Origin of the sequence: Pseudoxanthomonas sp. LjRoot125, assembly GCF_964252705.1 — a bacterium.
GTDB lineage: Bacteria > Pseudomonadota > Gammaproteobacteria > Xanthomonadales > Xanthomonadaceae > Pseudoxanthomonas_A.
In genome coordinates this window covers 1,702,030-1,718,357 of the sequence record NZ_CAXUOY020000001.1, presented here as the reverse complement: position 1 = coordinate 1,718,357, position 16,328 = coordinate 1,702,030, and the positions used below count along the sequence as shown (strand labels likewise).

Annotated in this window: 18 protein-coding genes and 1 tRNA gene; 8 read left to right on the top strand and 11 right to left on the bottom strand. The window is 68.7% G+C overall.

Annotation, left to right across the window (positions count from 1 at the left end):
• Nucleotide 1 precedes the first annotated feature (1 nt).
• Complete coding sequence (locus ACSION_RS07890) at nucleotides 2-1,474, bottom strand: NAD(P)H-hydrate dehydratase (RefSeq protein WP_435305564.1); 1,473 nt, start codon at nucleotides 1,472-1,474, stop codon at nucleotides 2-4.
• 67 nt (nucleotides 1,475-1,541) lie between these two features.
• Here ACSION_RS07890 and queG point away from each other — a divergent pair, with 67 nt between their 5' ends.
• Nucleotides 1,542-2,639 carry a tRNA epoxyqueuosine(34) reductase QueG gene (gene queG, locus ACSION_RS07885; RefSeq protein ID WP_435305563.1) on the top strand — a complete coding sequence of 366 codons (1,098 nt, stop codon included), beginning with the start codon at nucleotides 1,542-1,544 and terminating at the stop codon, nucleotides 2,637-2,639.
• On the opposite strand, the gene pgi is transcribed toward queG, so the two are convergent.
• The 6 genes from pgi to pcnB all read right to left on the bottom strand — a co-directional run bounded on the left by pgi (nucleotide 2,636) and on the right by pcnB (nucleotide 8,167).
• A complete protein-coding gene (gene pgi / locus ACSION_RS07880; RefSeq protein WP_435305562.1) occupies nucleotides 2,636-4,147 on the bottom strand; it encodes a glucose-6-phosphate isomerase in 1,512 nt (503 codons plus the stop codon). The genes queG and pgi overlap by 4 nt on opposite strands.
• Nucleotide 4,148: 1 nt before the next feature.
• Nucleotides 4,149-4,529, bottom strand: a complete 381-nt coding sequence (gene panD / locus ACSION_RS07875; RefSeq protein ID WP_056881163.1) for an aspartate 1-decarboxylase — start codon at nucleotides 4,527-4,529, stop codon at nucleotides 4,149-4,151.
• A gap of 94 nt (nucleotides 4,530-4,623) precedes the next feature.
• Nucleotides 4,624-5,466 (bottom strand): pantoate--beta-alanine ligase, encoded by an 843-nt coding sequence (gene panC / locus ACSION_RS07870; RefSeq protein WP_435305561.1) that lies wholly within the window; start codon nucleotides 5,464-5,466, stop codon nucleotides 4,624-4,626.
• A 36-nt stretch (nucleotides 5,467-5,502) separates the two neighbouring features.
• Entirely contained in the window at nucleotides 5,503-6,315 is an 813-nt protein-coding gene (panB, locus tag ACSION_RS07865; protein WP_435305560.1) for a 3-methyl-2-oxobutanoate hydroxymethyltransferase, read from the bottom strand.
• Between the two features lie 17 nt (nucleotides 6,316-6,332).
• The gene (folK, locus tag ACSION_RS07860; protein WP_435305559.1) at nucleotides 6,333-6,824 is read right to left on the bottom strand and encodes a 2-amino-4-hydroxy-6-hydroxymethyldihydropteridine diphosphokinase; all 492 of its coding nucleotides are present in this window, start codon (nucleotides 6,822-6,824) and stop codon (nucleotides 6,333-6,335) included.
• Nucleotides 6,821-8,167 (bottom strand): polynucleotide adenylyltransferase PcnB, encoded by a 1,347-nt coding sequence (gene pcnB, locus ACSION_RS07855; RefSeq protein WP_435306681.1) that lies wholly within the window; start codon nucleotides 8,165-8,167, stop codon nucleotides 6,821-6,823. The genes folK and pcnB overlap by 4 nt, the downstream gene beginning before the upstream one ends.
• A gap of 84 nt (nucleotides 8,168-8,251) precedes the next feature.
• Here pcnB and ACSION_RS07850 point away from each other — a divergent pair.
• The 3 genes from ACSION_RS07850 (at nucleotide 8,252) to ACSION_RS07840 (ending at nucleotide 10,513) form a co-directional block, all read left to right on the top strand.
• Nucleotides 8,252-8,326: transfer RNA gene (locus ACSION_RS07850), tRNA-Glu, on the top strand.
• A 148-nt stretch (nucleotides 8,327-8,474) separates the two neighbouring features.
• Nucleotides 8,475-9,140, top strand: coding sequence for a response regulator transcription factor (locus tag ACSION_RS07845; RefSeq protein WP_255412337.1), 666 nt, complete (start codon nucleotides 8,475-8,477; stop codon nucleotides 9,138-9,140).
• A complete protein-coding gene (locus tag ACSION_RS07840) occupies nucleotides 9,137-10,513 on the top strand; it encodes an ATP-binding protein (RefSeq protein WP_435305558.1) in 1,377 nt (458 codons plus the stop codon). Before ACSION_RS07845 ends, ACSION_RS07840 begins: the two co-directional genes overlap by 4 nt.
• Before the next feature lie 6 nt (nucleotides 10,514-10,519).
• Here ACSION_RS07840 and ACSION_RS07835 read toward each other — a convergent pair whose 3' ends face one another.
• From ACSION_RS07835 to ACSION_RS07820, 4 genes are all read right to left on the bottom strand, one after another.
• Nucleotides 10,520-11,632, bottom strand: coding sequence for an MBL fold metallo-hydrolase (locus ACSION_RS07835; protein ID WP_435305557.1), 1,113 nt, complete (start codon nucleotides 11,630-11,632; stop codon nucleotides 10,520-10,522).
• On the bottom strand, nucleotides 11,625-12,176 hold the full coding sequence (locus ACSION_RS07830) for a hypothetical protein (protein WP_435305556.1): 552 nt from the start codon (nucleotides 12,174-12,176) through the stop codon (nucleotides 11,625-11,627). Before ACSION_RS07830 ends, ACSION_RS07835 begins: the two co-directional genes overlap by 8 nt.
• 32 nt (nucleotides 12,177-12,208) lie before the next feature.
• Nucleotides 12,209-13,015 carry a MipA/OmpV family protein gene (locus ACSION_RS07825; protein ID WP_435305555.1) on the bottom strand — a complete coding sequence of 269 codons (807 nt, stop codon included), beginning with the start codon at nucleotides 13,013-13,015 and terminating at the stop codon, nucleotides 12,209-12,211.
• Nucleotides 13,016-13,094: 79 nt separating this feature from the next.
• A complete protein-coding gene (locus ACSION_RS07820) occupies nucleotides 13,095-13,712 on the bottom strand; it encodes a response regulator (RefSeq protein WP_435305554.1) in 618 nt (205 codons plus the stop codon).
• Nucleotides 13,713-13,864: 152 nt separating this feature from the next.
• On the opposite strand from ACSION_RS07820, the gene ACSION_RS07815 reads away from it, so the two are divergent.
• From ACSION_RS07815 to ACSION_RS07800, 4 genes are all read left to right on the top strand, one after another.
• Nucleotides 13,865-14,392, top strand: coding sequence for a helix-turn-helix transcriptional regulator (locus ACSION_RS07815; RefSeq protein WP_435305553.1), 528 nt, complete (start codon nucleotides 13,865-13,867; stop codon nucleotides 14,390-14,392).
• Nucleotides 14,393-14,444: 52 nt separating this feature from the next.
• Nucleotides 14,445-15,044 carry an NAD(P)H:quinone oxidoreductase gene (wrbA, locus tag ACSION_RS07810; protein ID WP_435305552.1) on the top strand — a complete coding sequence of 200 codons (600 nt, stop codon included), beginning with the start codon at nucleotides 14,445-14,447 and terminating at the stop codon, nucleotides 15,042-15,044.
• An 88-nt stretch (nucleotides 15,045-15,132) separates the two neighbouring features.
• The gene (locus ACSION_RS07805; RefSeq protein WP_435305551.1) at nucleotides 15,133-15,789 is read left to right on the top strand and encodes a hydrolase; all 657 of its coding nucleotides are present in this window, start codon (nucleotides 15,133-15,135) and stop codon (nucleotides 15,787-15,789) included.
• An 11-nt stretch (nucleotides 15,790-15,800) separates the two neighbouring features.
• Nucleotides 15,801-16,259 (top strand): DoxX family protein, encoded by a 459-nt coding sequence (locus ACSION_RS07800; protein ID WP_435305550.1) that lies wholly within the window; start codon nucleotides 15,801-15,803, stop codon nucleotides 16,257-16,259.
• The last annotated feature ends 69 nt before the right edge of the window (nucleotides 16,260-16,328 follow it).

Genomic DNA, 16,328 nt, shown 5'->3' with positions numbered 1-16,328 from the left:
CTCAGGGATTGGCGAGGCGCCGCAGGTGCGGCATCAGGTCGGAAGGCAACAGGCCACGCTGCCCGTCCCATGCTGCTGCGTCGCCCGCGAGCGCATGCAGCAGCGCGCCGGCGCTGGCCGCGTCGAATGCCGCAAGACCCTGCGCGCGCAAGGCGGCAATCACCCCGGTCAGCACATCACCCATGCCGCCGACGGCCATGCCGGGATTGCCGGCATCGATCACGCGCAGCGCACCGTCGGGCGCGGCGATGATCGTACCCGCGCCTTTCAGCACGACGACGCAGGCATGGCGCTGCGCGATCGCGCGGGCGGCGGTGAAGCGGTCGGCTTGCACCTCGGCCGTCGTGCAACCCAGCAGGCGTGCGGCCTCGCCAGGATGAGGCGTCAGTACCGCGTCGTGCAGCGCCTGCGGTGATGCCGCCAACAGATTGAGTGCGTCGGCATCGACGACCAGCGGCCGCCCGCTGCGCCAGGCCTGCTGCAGCAACGCGCGCGCCCATTCGCCCTGCCCCAGGCCCGGCCCGATCGCGATGACGCCGGCGCGCGCCAGCATCGGCGCGAGGTCCTCCGAGGATTCGACGCCGCGCACCATCGCTTCCGGACGGCGCGCGAGGATCGCATCGACATGCGCCGGTCGCGTCGCCACGCTGAGCAGGCCGGCACCCGCACGCAACGCAGCTTCCGCACACAGGGCGACCGCACCGCCGCTGCCTTCTTCGCCGCCGATGCACAGCACATGTCCCGACTCGCCCTTGTGCGTGTTGCGACGGCGCGGCAACAGCCAGCGCGCCAGCGCCTCGTGATCGAGCAAGGTCGCGTGTTCTTCCACACCATCGAACGCACCGGCCGGCACATCGAGATCGTCCAGGGCCAACGCACCGGTGTATTCCAACGCGTCGCCGGTGTGCAGCCCGGCATGCCGCGCGATGAACTGCAGCGTGCGTGTCGCCACCACGGCCACGCCGGGCACGCCGCCGCGATCCGCATCGACGCCACTGGGCACGTCGAGCGAGAACACGGGCAGCGCCTGCGTGTTGAGCGCATCGATCAGCGCGTGCGCGCCCGCGTCAGGCGCACGCGACAGGCCGATACCGAACAGGGCATCCACCAGCAGGTCGGCGTTCGGCAACGCGCCATCGAACAGGGTGACGCGCCCACCCGCCGCGACGTAGTCCGTGCATGCGTGCTGGGCGATGGGATTGGCCGGCACGTGCTCGGGCAAATGCGCCACTTCCACCGACCGCCCCGCACGGTGCGCGTGCCGGGCCAACACGTAACCATCGCCGCCGTTGCTGCCGGGCCCGCAGACCACGACGACGCGTTGCGCGTCTGGCCAATGCATCAGCACGTGCTGCCACGCCACCTGGCCGGCACGCTGCATCAAGGTGTAGGCATCGCCGCCCAGCGTGCGCGTGGCATTGGCATCCAGCGCCCGCGCGGCGGAAGTGGAATACAGGGGCACGGTGCCTGACATGCGCGGATTCTAGGACCGCTCCGGGTTGCGCGGAAGTGAATGCCGCCAGGCCACCTATACTTTCCGCATGCCGTCTCCCTCCTCGCCCTCGCTGCCACCCGATCCCGCGACCCTGGCCGCCCGCGTGCGCGCGCTGGCGGGCGAGTTCGGCTTCCAGCGGTGCGGCATCGCCGGTATCGAGTTGGGCAAGGACGAGGACTATCTCCGCGACTGGCTCGCACAGGGCCTTTACGGCTCGATGGCGTGGATGGCGCAGCACGGCGACAAGCGCTCGCGACCGCAGGACCTCATCCCAGGCACGCTACGGGTGATCTCGGTCGGCCTCGACTACGGCCGCAACGACAGCGACGACGCCTGGGACACCCTGGCGGATGGCAGTCGCGCCTATGTGGCGCGCTACGCGCTGGGACGCGACTACCACAAGCTCATGCGCAACCGGCTGCAGAAACTGGCGGAGCAGCTGCAGAAGGAATTCGGCGCCTTCGGGCACCGCGTGTTCGTGGATTCCGCACCGGTACTGGAGCGCGCGTTGGCGCGCAATGCGGGCCTGGGCTGGATCGGCAAGCACACCTGCCTGATCGACAAGGACGGCGGGTCGTGGTTTTTCCTCGGCGAAATCTATGTCGACGTGCCGCTCCCTATCGATGCGCCCGCGACCGCGCATTGCGGCACCTGCATGCGCTGCATCGAGGTCTGCCCTACCCAGGCGATCACCGCGCCCTACCGGCTCGACGCGCGTCGCTGCATTTCCTACCTGACCATCGAGCACGAAGGTGCGATTCCGGAAGACCTGCGGCCGGCGATCGGCAACCGCATCTTCGGCTGCGACGATTGCCAGCTGGTGTGCCCCTGGAACAAGTTCGCCAAGCGCACCGACGAACCCGATTTCCGCGCCAGGAACGATCTGGACACCGCGACCTTGCCGCAGTTGTTCGCGTGGGACGAAGCGGAGTTCCTGCGCCGCACGGAAGGATCGGCGATCCGCCGCAGCGGCCATGAACGCTGGCTACGCAATATCGCGGTCGCGCTGGGCAATGCACCGACGACGCCCGACGTGCTGGCGGCACTGGCGAGCCGCCGCGAGGATGCCTCGCCGCTGGTGCGCGAGCACGTGGCCTGGGCGCTGGGCAGGCACCCGCGCCCGGCCGACGACGCGCGGAATTAACCGCGCGCCGCGATCTCCGCCAGCAACGCCTGCGTGACCGGATCCGAGGCAGCGCGTTCGCCCTTGAGGGCCGGCAGCAGGCCGTTGGCCAGCTGCTTGCCGAGCTCGACGCCGAACTGGTCGAACGCGTTGATGCCCCAGAGCACCGACTGCGCATAGACGCTGTGCTCGTACATCGCGATCAGCCCGCCCAGCGACTCCGGCGTCAGCGCGTCCAGCAGGATCAGCGTGCTCGGCCGGCCGCCCGCATAACTGCGGTGCGGGTCGTCGCTGTGCTGTCCGTTGGCGAGCGCTTCGCTCTGCGCCAGCAGGTTGGACAGCAGCGCGAGGTGGTTCTCGGCATACGGCGCATCGCTGTTGATCGTGCCGACGAAATCCAGCGGCACGATGCCCGTACCCTGGTGCAACGCCTGGAAGAAGCTGTGCTGCACATCGGTGCCCGCACCGCCCCACCAGACCGGCACGGTGTCGACGCCGACCGGGCTGCCGTCCAGCTTCACCGACTTGCCCAGGCTTTCCATCACCAACTGCTGCAGGTAGGCCGGCAGCAGCGCAAGGCGCTGGTCGTAGGTCATCACGCCCTGCGCAGCGTGGCCGAGCACGTTGCGGTTCCACACGGCGGTCAGCGCGTGGCGTACCGCGATGTTGTCGGCCAGCGGTGCGCCGATGGCATGCGCATCGAAAGCCGACGCGCCTGCCAGCAGGCGTTCGAAACGATCAAACCCGATCGCCAGCGCGATCGGCAGGCCCACCGCCGACCACAGCGAATAGCGGCCGCCGACCCAGTCCCACATCGGCAACACGCGCTCTGGTGCGATGTCGAAGGCCGCCGCAGCGCGTTCGGGATTCGCGCTGACCGCATACAGGCGTTCGCTGCCGCCCAGCCAATCACGCAGGATGCCGCCGTTGAGCAGCGTTTCCTGCGTACCGAACGTCTTGGAGATCAGGATCGCTGCCGTGCGCGCGGGGTCCAGGGGTGCCAGCGTGCGTTGCGCCGCTGCGCCGTCGACGTTGGACAGGAAATGCACGCGGAAACGTCCCGGCAGAGGATCCCGTAACGCATCGGCCACCAGCCTCGGGCCGAGATCGGAGCCGCCGATGCCGACGCTGACGATGTCGGTGACGCCGGTCGCTTCCAACTGCGCGATCAAGGACGCCATGCGCTGGCGGACATCGAGCGCGCTGGCATAGGCCTCGCGCGCCACGACCGCGTCGGAATGCTGCCCGCGCAGCGCGGTATGCAACGCCGAACGACCTTCGGTGACGTTAACCTTTTCACCGTCGAACAGGCGACGGAACGCACCCGCGAGGTCGGCGGCCTGCGCCTGCGCGAGCAGGGCCTGCCACGCCTGCGCGTCGTAGGACTGGCGTGCGAAATTGAAGTACAGCGGACCGGTACGCAGCGTGTTGGCCGTAACACGGCCGGGCTCGCGCGTCAGCAGTTCGCTCAGCGGGGTGCCGCGCAGGCGCGCGGCGTGGGCGTTCAACGCGTCGGAGCCGATGCTCATGTCAGGCCGCCTGCTTCGGGATGCTGCGGTTGGTGTGGGTGATGCGGTTCTGGCCGTCCACGTACACCAGGGTCGGCTGGAACTGGTCGGCCTCCTGTTCGCTCATGCCGGCGAACGCAGCGATGATGATCAGGTCGCCCACCTGCACGTGGCGCGCCGCGCCGCCGTTGAGGGAGATGATGCCGCTGCCTTCATCGGCCCGGATCGCGTACGTCGAGAAGCGCGCGCCGTTGGTGACGTCCCAGATGTGGACCTGTTCGAACTCGCGGATGCCGGTGGCATCCAGCAGCAGGCCGTCGATGGCGATGGAGCCTTCGTAGTTCAGCTCCGAATGGGTGACGGTCGCGCGGTGGATCTTGGTCTTGAGCAGGCTGAGGTGCATGGGGGCGCAATCTGGATCGGGGACGCGAAGTTTAGCCCCTCGCGCCCGGTGCGGCGTGCACGATCGTGCAACACCGCGTCCACTATCGCCGCCGTCAGAATTCCAGGTTGTCGATCAGCCGCGTGCGCCCCAACTTGGCCGCGATCAGCGCGACCCGCGCGCCCTGCTCGCCCTCGGCCGGTTCGCCCAGGTCGTGACGACGGACGACGGTGTAGTCGACCACGTAACCCACCTCGGTGAGCCTGCGCGCCGCATCCGCTTCCACCTGGGCGCGCGACTGCCCCGCCAGCAGGCCTTCACGCATGGCGATCAGCACCTTGCGGATTTCGGCAGCACGCGGTCGCTCGTCCGCGGACAGGTACTGGTTGCGCGAACTCATGGCCAGGCCATCGGGCTCGCGCACGATGCTGCCGGCGAGGATCTGGATCGGGAAGGCCAGGTCAGTGACCAGCTGCCGGATCACCGCCAATTGCTGGTAGTCCTTCTTGCCGAAGGCCGCCACGTCGGGCTGCACCTGGTTGAACAACCGGCCGACCACCGTGCACACGCCATCGAAATGGCCCGGGCGGTGCGCGCCCTCCAGCACGCTGCTGACACCGGGTACGTGCACCCTGGCAGCGAGCTCGACGCCGAACGGATACATCGACTCCACCGTCGGCAGCCACAGGACATCGCAACCGGCGCCTTCGAGACCGCTCATGTCCGCTTCCGGCGTACGCGGATAGCGGGTGAAGTCCTCGTTGGGACCGAACTGGGTCGGATTGACGAACACGCTGGACACCACGCGGTCGGCGTACTGCCTTGCCAGCATCACCAACGAGTAATGCCCGGCATGAAGATTGCCCATCGTGGGCACGAAGCCCACCCGCAGGCCCTGCTGCTTCCACTCCCTGACGCGTGCGCGCAGCGCATCCAGTTCGGTGATGGTCTCGATCATCGGGGCCCCTGTGGCGTGTCGGTGCGCGCGGCGCGGTCAGTAGGAATAGGCGTCGTCGGGGAACGCCCCGCTGCGCACCGCGTCGGCATACGCGCGTACGGCGCCCGCCACCGAACCGCCTTCGGCCAGGAAATCCTTGACGAACTTCGGCCGGCGATGGCCCGTGTCCAGGCCGATGAAATCGTGCAGTACCAGCACCTGCCCATCGCAGCCGGGACCGGCGCCGATGCCGATGGTGGGAATGGCGATGTCGGCGGTGATCGTCGCCGCCAGCGGCGACGGTACGCATTCCAGCACCAGCAGCTGCGCGCCCGCGTCGGCCACCGCGCGCGCATCCGCGCGCAACTTCGCCGCGGCCGAATCACCGCGGCCCTGCACCTTGTAGCCGCCGAAGGTCAGCACCGACTGGGGCGTGAGGCCGAGATGGCCGCAGACCGGAATGTCGCGTTCGACCAGGAAACGGATCACGTCGAGCTTGTGGCCCGCGCCTTCGAGCTTGACCATCTCCGCACCCGCCTGCAGCAGCACGATGGCCGCATCGAGCGCGCGCTCCGGCGTGGCATCGGACTGGAATGGGAGGTCGGCGACCAGCAGCGCGCGATCAAGGCCGCGTGCGACCGCCCGGGTGTGGTACGCGATATCGTCCACCGTCACCGGCAGCGTCGAATCGTGACCCTGCACCACCATGCCCAGCGAATCGCCGATCAGCACCAGGTCCACGCCGTTGCGGTCCAGGACGCGGGCGAAACTGTTGTCGTAAGCCGTCAGCATCACCAGCTTGCGCCCTTCGCGCTTGGCGTCGGCGAGAGCGGGAACGGTCCAGGGCTTGCTGTCGGCGTGCGTACTCATAGCCCCGCATTATCCACTCATAACGGATGGATGTTGGACATTTCGAGCGCGGACACAGCGTCCCGCGCATCGCCGTAACCCGGGATACGGGCGTCGGGCAGGACTTCGAGCAAGGGAACCAGCGCAAAGGCGCGTTCATGCAGGTGCGGATGCGGCACGTGCAGGCCCGGCTCGTCGACGACGGCATCGCCGTACAGCAGCAGGTCCAGGTCCAGCGTGCGCGGCCCCCAGCGCTCACCTTCGACACGCTGCCGCCCGAACGCGGCCTCGACCGCAAGCAGTTGCGCGAGCAGCGCGCGCGGCGCCAGCGTCGTGTCCACGAGCGCGACCGCGTTGATGAAATCGGGCTGGTCTTCGCGCCCCCACGCCGGCGTGCGGTACAGGCGCGAAGCGCTCAGCAAGGCGATGCCTTCACAGGCATCCAGCGCCTCGAAGGCACGCTGCAGCGTGCCGGCGGCATCGCCGAGATTGGCCCCCAGGCCGATGCAGGCCCGGACTTGCCGCGTCATTCGGCGGAAGCAGCCGCGCCACGGCGGCGACGGCGGCGACGGCGCTTGGAGGGCAGCGCATCGTCGCCCTGCAGATCGTCCACGGGAGCGCCGACGCCCAACGCCGCCGACAGTTCATCGCCTGACTGGGTCTGCGCTTCGCGCCAGAACGCCACGTCCTCGGCATGCTCGGGCGAAGCTTCCAGGCGCAGCACCAGGAAATCGAACGCCGCTCGGAAGCGCGGGTGCGAGAGCAGCCGAACCACGCGCTTGCGCTGGCGATTGCCGAAGCGCGTCTGGAGCAGCCAGATTTCCTGCATCGGCAGCGAGAAGCGGCGCGGCAGCGCGACGGTGTTCAACTGGTGCAGGGTGACGCGGTCGGCCGCACGGCGCTGCGCTTCTTCGGCATGCACGCCGGAAGCCTGCAGGCCCATCAGAGCGCGGCAGTACGCCGGCCACAGCAGCAGCGCGAACAGGAACGCCGGCGATACCGGCTCATCGTTGGCCACGCGCTGGTCGGTACCGGCCAGGCCGGCCATGACCATGCGGCGCAGCGCACCGCTGCGGTTGGAGGCCAGTGCAGCCGCGGTTTCCGGCAGCAGCACCTTCAACAAGCCGAAGCGCTCCAGCCCTTCGAAACTCGCGACCGCGTGGCCGGACAGGAACAGCTTCAGGATTTCCTCGAACAGGCGTGCCGGCGCGGCTTCCGCCAACAGCGGCGCCAGCGGCGCGATCGGCGCCGCCGTGTCGGCTTCGATCTCGAAGCCCAGCTTGGCGGCCAGGCGCACGGCACGCAGCATGCGCACCGGGTCTTCGCGATAGCGCTGCTCGGGATCGCCGATCAGCTTCAGCTGGCGCGCCATCACGTCCTCGAAGCCACCGACGTAGTCGCGCACCGAGAAATCATCGATGGCGTAGTACAACGCATTCGCGGTGAAGTCGCGGCGGACGGCATCGTCCTCGATGCTGCCGTATACGTTGTCACGCACCAGGCGGCCGTTCTCCATCTCGCGATCGCCGCTGCCGTCGTCGCTGTTGGCACGGAAGGTCGCGACCTCGATGATCTCGCGGCCGAACACCACGTGCGCCAGGCGGAAGCGACGACCGATCAGGCGGCAGTTGCGGAACTGCTGGCGCACTTGTTCGGGCGTCGCATCGGTGGCGACATCGAAATCCTTGGGATGCCCGCCGACCAGCAGGTCGCGCACCGCACCGCCGACCAGATACGCCTGGAACCCGGCATCCCGCAGGCGGTAGAGCACGCGCAGCGCGTTCGGGCTGATGTCCTTGCGCGAAATGGTGTGCTGGTCGCGCGGGATGGTTCGCAGAGCGGTGGGCGGCGTAATAGCGGCGGTTCCATGCAGAAGGGGTTACGCGGCGGCCCGGATGGATTGCCCTGGGCGGTGCCGCCGCATATACTAATCCGCTACGCCGGTTTCACCAAAAACGCTCCCTTCGTCTAGTGGTTAGGACGTGGCCCTCTCAAGGCTAAAACAGGGGTTCGAGTCCCCTAGGGAGCGCCATCCGGCGAGGCGCCACGGATTGAGAGCCGCGGCCAAGCGATCGTACGAAACCCCGCCACGGCGGGGTTTCGCGTTTCCGGCCCCTGCATTAAAGACGGTTTAATCGCTTCGGCCTAGCATGGGGGCCCGCCGTTCCCGAGGATGTCCCGTGCAGCGCCTGCTCCTGGTCGAAGACGATCGTATGCTGGGCGATGCGCTTGCCGCTGCGCTCGCGCAGGACGGCTGGTCCATCGACCGTGCCGAGGATGCCGCCGCCGCCCGACTGGCGCTGGTGGACCACGGCTACACCGCCGTCCTGCTCGACCTGGGCCTGCCCCGCGGCTCCGGCCTCGACGTGCTGGCCGCCCTGCGCCAGCGCTACGACACCACCCCGGTCCTGATCATCACCGCCCGCGATCAGCTGAGCGACCGCGTGCGCGGCCTGGATGCCGGCGCCGACGACTACATCGTCAAGCCCTTCGAGGCCGGCGAACTCGGCGCACGACTGCGCGCCGTAGTCCGCCGCACCCAGGGTCGGGTGGCGCCGGTGCTGCGCCATGGCGACATCGTGCTGGACCCGGCGGACCGCTCGGTGCGCCAGGGCGATCGCCCGGTCCGGCTGGGCGTGCACGAATACCGCACCCTGCTCGCACTCATGGAACGTCCCGGCCGGGTGATCGCGCGCGAAACGCTGGAGTCGCTGGTCTACGGCGGCGACGGCGCGATCGAGAGCAACACCATCGCCGTGTACATCCACCAGTTGCGCAAGAAGCTGGGCGACGGCGTGATCGCCACCGTGCACGGATTCGGCTACCGCCTGGGAGACGGCGAATGAGTCATTCGCTCAAGTCCAAACTGCTGCTCGCGGTGATGACACCGCTTGCGCTCGGATGGGGCTGCTGGCTGGGCGGCCAGCACCTCCAGATGACGCGCCAGCAGAAAGGCCATGACGACCTGTTCCTGCAGGAGGTCAGCGAGCAGATCCTGCTGTCGATGCCGGCCAACCTCACCGCCTTGGGCGATGGTCCGCGCCTGCGGCTGCCCACGCGCCCCAGCATGGCCGGCCGCAAGTTCGACGCGCTGCGCTACCAGGTGTGGATCCTTGGGCGCGACAAGCCTGTGGTGCTATCCGAAGGCGCGCCGACCCAGCCGCTGAAAGCGGATTTCAAGCCGGGTTTCGTGGTCACCGAAGTAGCCGGCGAACCCTGGCGCGTCTACGCCGTCACCGACGCCGGCGGACGCATCCAGGTGCAGTCCGGCATGTCGTTGTCCGCGATGCGCGCGGAGCTGGCGTACTGGGTGAAGGTCAGCGTGTGGAGCGGGATCGTCATCCTGCTCATCCTCGGCATGACCGTCGGCCTGGCCATCCACTGGAGCCTGCGCCCGATGAACCGGCTGCGTCGCGAGATGGCACAGCGCGAAGCGCACGACCTCGCTCCCCTGCCCTCCGCCGGCCTGCCCCGCGAGATCCGGCCGCTGGTCGACTCGTTCAACCTGCTGCTGGAACGGCTATCGGACGCGATGCGCGGCGAGCGCCAGTTCCTTGCCGACGCGGCGCATGAACTGCGCACGCCGCTGGCGGCTTTGCTGACCCAGACGCAGGTAGCCTTGCGTGCCGGCTCGCAGGCCGACGCGCGCGCCGCGCTGGAGCCGCTGGTGCAGGGCATCCAGCGCACCTCGCGGCTCGCGCAGCAGTTGCTGGATTCGGCGCGCGTGGATGCCTCGCCGCTGCGCGAGGATCAGCCGACCGTGCAGTTGCCCGACGTGGTCACGATGGTCGCGCGCGAGTTCGAATCGATGGCCGCGCGACGCGGCCAGACCATCAGCGTGCACGCCGAGCCTGCCAGCGTGCGCGGCGACCTGGACGACCTCGGCATCCTCGCCCGCAACCTGATCGACAACGCGGTGCGTTACTGCGGCGAGCACGGGCGCATCGAGATCGCCTGCGGTACCGAGGACGATGGCCGCACGGCGTGGCTCGCCGTGCGCGACAACGGGCCGGGCGTGGCACCCGATGAGCGCGAACGCGTCTTCGAACGCTTCTTCCGCGGCAGCCACGGCAATGGCGAACGCGGCAGCGGCATCGGGCTATCGCTGGTCCAGCGCATTGCACAGGCGCACGAAGCGGAGATCGACGCGGGTGACGGTATCGCCGGCCGCGGCTTCGGTTGCCGGGTGCGCTTCATCGCCGCACCCGACAACACCTGACGGCCGCTACTCGGCACGCCACCACGGCTGCGTACCCTCGGGCTGGTGGATCGCCAGCGGTGCACCAATGACGGGCGTGGCGATATCCACGCCCGCATCGCGCGACAGTCCGTACAAAGTCTCCATCGGTTCGCTCCAGCGGTGGAACGCCAGGTCGAACGTACTGTTGTGGATCGGCACCAGCCAGCGTCCGCGCAGGTCGAGATGGGCCTGCAGTGTCTGCGCCGGCAACATGTGCACGTCCTGCCATCGGCGATCGTAGGCACCGCATTCCAGCAGGGTGATATCGAAAGGCCCGAAGCGGTCGCCGATGGTGCGGAAGCCGTCGAAATAGCCGGTGTCGCCGCTGAAGAACACGCGGGTATCGCCGGCCTGGATCACCCACGACGCCCACAGCGTCTTGTTGCGGTCGAACAGCGTACGCCCGGAGAAATGCTGCGAGGGCGTCGCGGTGAACTGCACGCCGTCGATGTCGCTGTGCTCCCACCAGTCGAGCTGGCGGACCTTCTCCCGCGGCACGCCCCAGCGCACCAGGCGATCGCCGACACCCAGCGGCGTCAGGAAGACATCGGTCTTCGCGGCAAGCGCGATGACGGTGTCGCGATCCAGGTGGTCGTAGTGATCGTGCGACAGCACCACGGCGGACAGCTGCGGCAAGGCCTCGAGCGACAACGGTGGCGCGTGGAAGCGCCTGGGGCCGGCCCATTGCACGGGCGACGCGCGCTCGGCGAACACAGGATCGGTGAGCCAGAAGCGGCCCTGGAGTTTCAGGAGCACCGTGGAATGCCCCAGGCGATACACCGTGCCATCCGGCGCCTGCGCCAGCTGGTCCGCCGACAGCGACTGCACCGGAATTTCGCTGGCGGGCACCGTGCCCGCCGGCTTGCCACCGACCAGGAAGTCCCACCAGAGCTTGCTGGTCTCGCGCCAGCCCAGCGGGCGCGGTTTGCGCTCGTTCTGGAAGCCGTCTTCACCGTATTGCGGCGATTGCGGATAGGCGAGCGTGCTGCAGCCGGATGCCCCGGCGTAGGCCGCAGCCGTTGCCGACACGCACACCGCAGCGGCCATGCGCTTCCACCGGCGACGCCGGGGCGCCTTGGCTTCGATCTGCTTACTCATCGCGCAAACTCCGCATCGATGTGGGAAACACGTACTGGATCATCGAGGCCGCCGCGGCGTGCCCCGGCAGCATCAGCGCGCTTTCCTGCGCCACCGGCACCTGCCAACGCAGATCGATGCAGCCCAGTTCGTCAGCCATCGCGCGCGCCGCGTCGAACAGCGCCGAGGCGGCATCGGAGGGTCGGGCGTCCGCGGATACGAACAGCGACTCCAGGTTGAAGTAGTAGGCGCGCTCGATCATCGAGAAGCCCACGGTGCCGAACGCATAACCCTGCGGCACGCCATCGCGCTCGGCGATCCACGCCCACGCGCGCAACGGGGCTTCGAACAGGGCCTCCATCAGCTCCAGCACGCGACCGCCGGCGGCGCGCTGGGCGCTGGCTCCCGTCGGTAGTTCCGCCATGTGGCGGTCGCAGAGCTGCATCAGCGCGGCCGCATGGGTGCGGGTCACGCGGCTGACACGGACGTGGGGCACGGGTGCGATGGCGCGGATCGCGGGCGCAGCGATGGCTTCGCGGCGCCGGGGAGCTATGGTCAATGACATGGGGAGTTCCTCAGGAAGGAGACGGGCTTGGCCTAGAAGCCGCGCGAAATACCGATGAACAACGACGCCGCCTGGTCCTTGCCCTCCTCCACCAGCGGACTGTCGCGCAGTGCGTCCGGCAGCGCGCGGTACTCCACGTTGCCGAGCAAGGCCCAGCGCTTGGCGAACGGGTGGACCACGGTGACGCTGGCGCGCGGCATCGTGGCCGCGCCGGGACGGTAAGCGACCACGCCGCGCGCGACCTCTTCGTCGAGCGTGCCGTAGTAGTAGTTGGCCATGTCGTCCGACAGGCGCACGGCACCCACCGAGGGAATCACCCGGGTGCGACCCAACGACAACGGGTAGCTGTAATCCAGCGCGACCGCGTACCCGTCGCTGGTGCCGGTGACGTCGCCACGCACATCGAGCTCCAGCTTGCCGGCGACGCCTTTCCAACTGGCCGCCATGCCGAGGTCGGCACTGTCGTCGCGGTCTTCGAGCAGGTTGCGGTCGATCCCGCGCCGCGCCAGCTCGGCCACGCCGAAGTCGTCCGCATCGATGCCGTCCAGGCGGCCGGCGACGAAGGCACGCAGCTCGAAACGGTCGTCCGCATGCAGGCGATAGCCGAACGCGGCGCCGCGCAGGTAGAAACGGTCGCCGTCGTAGGCGATGTTCGGATACAGGCGCGTGCGCGTGCCTTCGCCGGCGTACTCGCTGTCGCGATGGACGACCGCCAGGCCGGCGCTCCAGCGCGAGGAGACCTCGTCCTGCGCCTTGGCATCGGTGCGCTCGACGATCTGCGCGGCGGCGGACAGGGGAAACAGCAACAACAGGGGCGTGCAGGCGCGCAGCGCGCTCATGGGGGCCTCGACATGGGGGAACCGGATACCCGGCCACGCCATGCTCCCGCAGGCTCTTTAAGAACTCCTTAAGCCCGCTTCAGAGGTCGATGATGCCCCGCCGGACCGCGATGGTGACCGCATGCGTGCGGTCGTTGGCGTCCAGCTTCGCGAGGATGTTCTTCATGTGCGCCTTCACCGTCTCCTCCGAGATGGTGAGCAACTGGGCGATGCGCTTGTTGCCGTTGCCGTCGGCCACCTGCCGCAACACCTCGATCTCGCGCAGTGTCAGCGCGTCGTCGGACGCATGTTCGGCGATGCCGGCGGCGATCTCCGGTGGAATCCGCCGGCGACCGGCGTGCACGCTGCGGATGGTGTCGACCAGTTCGCGGCGGAGCATGCTCTTGAGCAGGTAGCCCGAGGCGCCGGCCTTGAACGCACGCAACGCCTGGGCATCGCCCTGGTAGGTGGTCAGTACGACGACCTTCGCATCCGGGAATTCGCGATGGATCGCACCGATGGCCTCCACGCCGTTCATCTCCGGCATCTGCAGGTCCATCAGCGTCACGTCGGGGCGGCAACCCCGGAACACCTGCAGCGCCTCGACGCCATTGGCGGCCTCGCCGACCAGCTCCATGTCGGACTGGCCTTCGATCACCGCCGCGATGCCTTCGCGCAGCAGGGGGTGGTCATCGACGGTCAGGATGCGGATCGGCATGGGCGTGGTCTGGGCGGATGCCAGGCACCGGATCCCGGACCTGTCTCGCCACGATACGGGGGGCGTCGCTACGCAGGCAACTACACGGCCGTTGGCGCGTGCCGCCCACCCCCATTCGGGGGATCGGGCACTTGCCCCGATTGGGGTTATCGATGACGCAGCCACACCCCACGATGGCGCTGGCTTGCCGCCTCCCTGCTGCTCGCCCCTCCCCCACATCGCCGATCGAGGACACCGCCGTGGATGCCTCCCCGTCCCTGTTCCCGCACGTCTCCGTCGTTGCCGCGCCGTCCGCCTGCTACGTGTCCCCGCCCGATGCGCATCTGGAGAGTCGCGGCTTGAGTCCGCGTGCGTTGACGCGCGCGCTGGACTACATCGAACGCCATATCGGCGACACGATCACGCTCGCCGACATCGCCGGCGCCGCCTGCATCAGCCGGTTCCACTTCGCCCGCCTGTTCCGCGTCAGCACGGGCCGGAGCCCGATGGAATTCGTGCTCGCCAAGCGCATCGCGCTGGCGAAGGAACAGCTTGCCCGCGGCCCGCAGAAGATCTCCGCCACCGCGGCCTCGCTGGGCTTCTTCGACCAGAGCCATTTCACCCGCACCTTCCGTCGGATGACCGGCTATTCCCCACGCGAGTTCTGCCACCTGCACGCGCCGGTAACCCGCACGGCGTGACCCTGCCTGTCGCCGCCGGACCGTGCGGCGACCCTTTCCCCGGAGTCCTGCGATGGCCAAGGTCCTGATCCTCTACTACTCCGCCTACGGGCATATCGAAACCATGGCCCACGCCGTCGCCGAAGGCGTGCGCGCGGGTGGCGCCAGCGTCGACATCAAGCGCGTGCCGGAGCTGGTGCCGGAAGACGTGGCGAAGAAGTCGCACTTCAAGCTCGACCAGGCCGCGCCCGTGGCGACCATCGCCGAACTCGCCGACTACGACGCCATCGTCGTCGGGACCGGCACGCGCTTCGGGCGCATGTCCTCGCAGATGGCGAACTTCCTGGACCAGGCAGGTGGCCTGTGGGCCAAGGGTGCGCTGCACGGCAAGGTCGGCGCCGCGTTCACCTCCACCGCCACCCAGCACGGCGGGCAGGAAACCACGCTGTTCTCCATCATCACCAACCTGCTGCACTTCGGCATGGTGATCGTCGGGCTCGACTACGGCTTCGCCGGGCAGATGAAGCTGGACGAAGTGACCGGCGGCTCGCCCTACGGCACGACGACGATCGCCGGCGGCGACGGATCGCGGCAACCCACGCAGAACGAACTGGACGCCGCCCATTACCAGGGTCGCCGCGTCGCGGAAACCGCGATCAAGCTGCACGGCTGACGTCCGCGGGTAGCGCGCACGCCGATGCAAGCCGGCGTGCGCGCCGGCGCGCCACAGTGGCGCGTTTCCTACACATCTGGAGCCCGACATGCCTACCGCCTCCCCCGCCGCCGGCAAGACCCTGCTCACGCCGAGCGACCACACGCTGGTGCTGATCGACCACCAGTCGCAGATGGCGTTCGCCACCCATTCCATCGACGTGGCAATGCTGCGCAACAACGTGGCCCTGGTCGCGAAGGGCGCTGCCGGCTTCGGCGTGTCGACGCTGCTGACGACGGTCGCCGAGAAGTCGTTCTCGGGCCCGCTTTTCCCCGAGATCCCCGAAGCCTTCCCCCACGCGAAGGTGTACGACCGCACCACCATGAACTGCTGGGAAGACACGGCCGTCATCGGGGCAGTGAACGCTTCCGGGAAAGGCCGTATCGTGCTCGGCGGCCTGTGGACCAGCGTGTGCATCGTCGGGCCGGCCCTGTCCGCACTCGACCAGGGCTTCGAGGTCTACGTGATCGCCGACGCCTGCGGCGACGTCACCGCCGAGGCGCACGAGCGAGCGATGCAACGCATGATCCAGGCCGGCGTGCGCCCACTGACCAGCGTGCAGTACCTGCTGGAATTGCAGCGCGACTGGGGGCGCAGCGCGACCTACGACCTGACCACCGGCATCGCCAAGTTGCATGGCGGCGGCTATGGGCTCGGCATCCAGTACGCCAAGAGCATGTTTGGCGCGTCCGAGGGCGGCCACTGACGGCGCGCGCGATGGCCGCCCACGCCGCTTCCGTTGCGCATGCAGGCACGACATCGGCCGGATTGCTGGTGTTGCGTCTCGCTGCCGGCGGCTTCCTGCTGCCGCACGGCTTGGGCAAGTTGCTGGGTTGGTTTGGCGGACCCGGTGTCGCAGGCTTCGCCGCCGAACTCCAGCACTTCGGCCTGCCCTCCACGCCACCGTTGCCCCTGCTGCTCGCTGCGCTGCAGACCCTCCTGGGCCTGATGGTGGTCGTCGGTGCATTCACGCGGGTCGCGGCCTTGGGTTCGGCGGCGTTCCTTGGCGTGACTGTCGCCTTGAACCTGTCGCACGGCTGGTTCTGGATGCACGGGGGCATCGAGTATCCCCTGCTGTGGGTGCTGGCCAACCTCGCGGTCGCACTGACCGGCGCAGGCGCCCTGTCCATCGATGCCCTGCGCGCGGCGCGCACGGAGGGCGCGCATGGCCGTTGACGATACGCGCCGCCAGGTGCTGAAGACCGTGGCGGCTGCCGCCACGCTTGCGGCACTGCCTCGCGATGC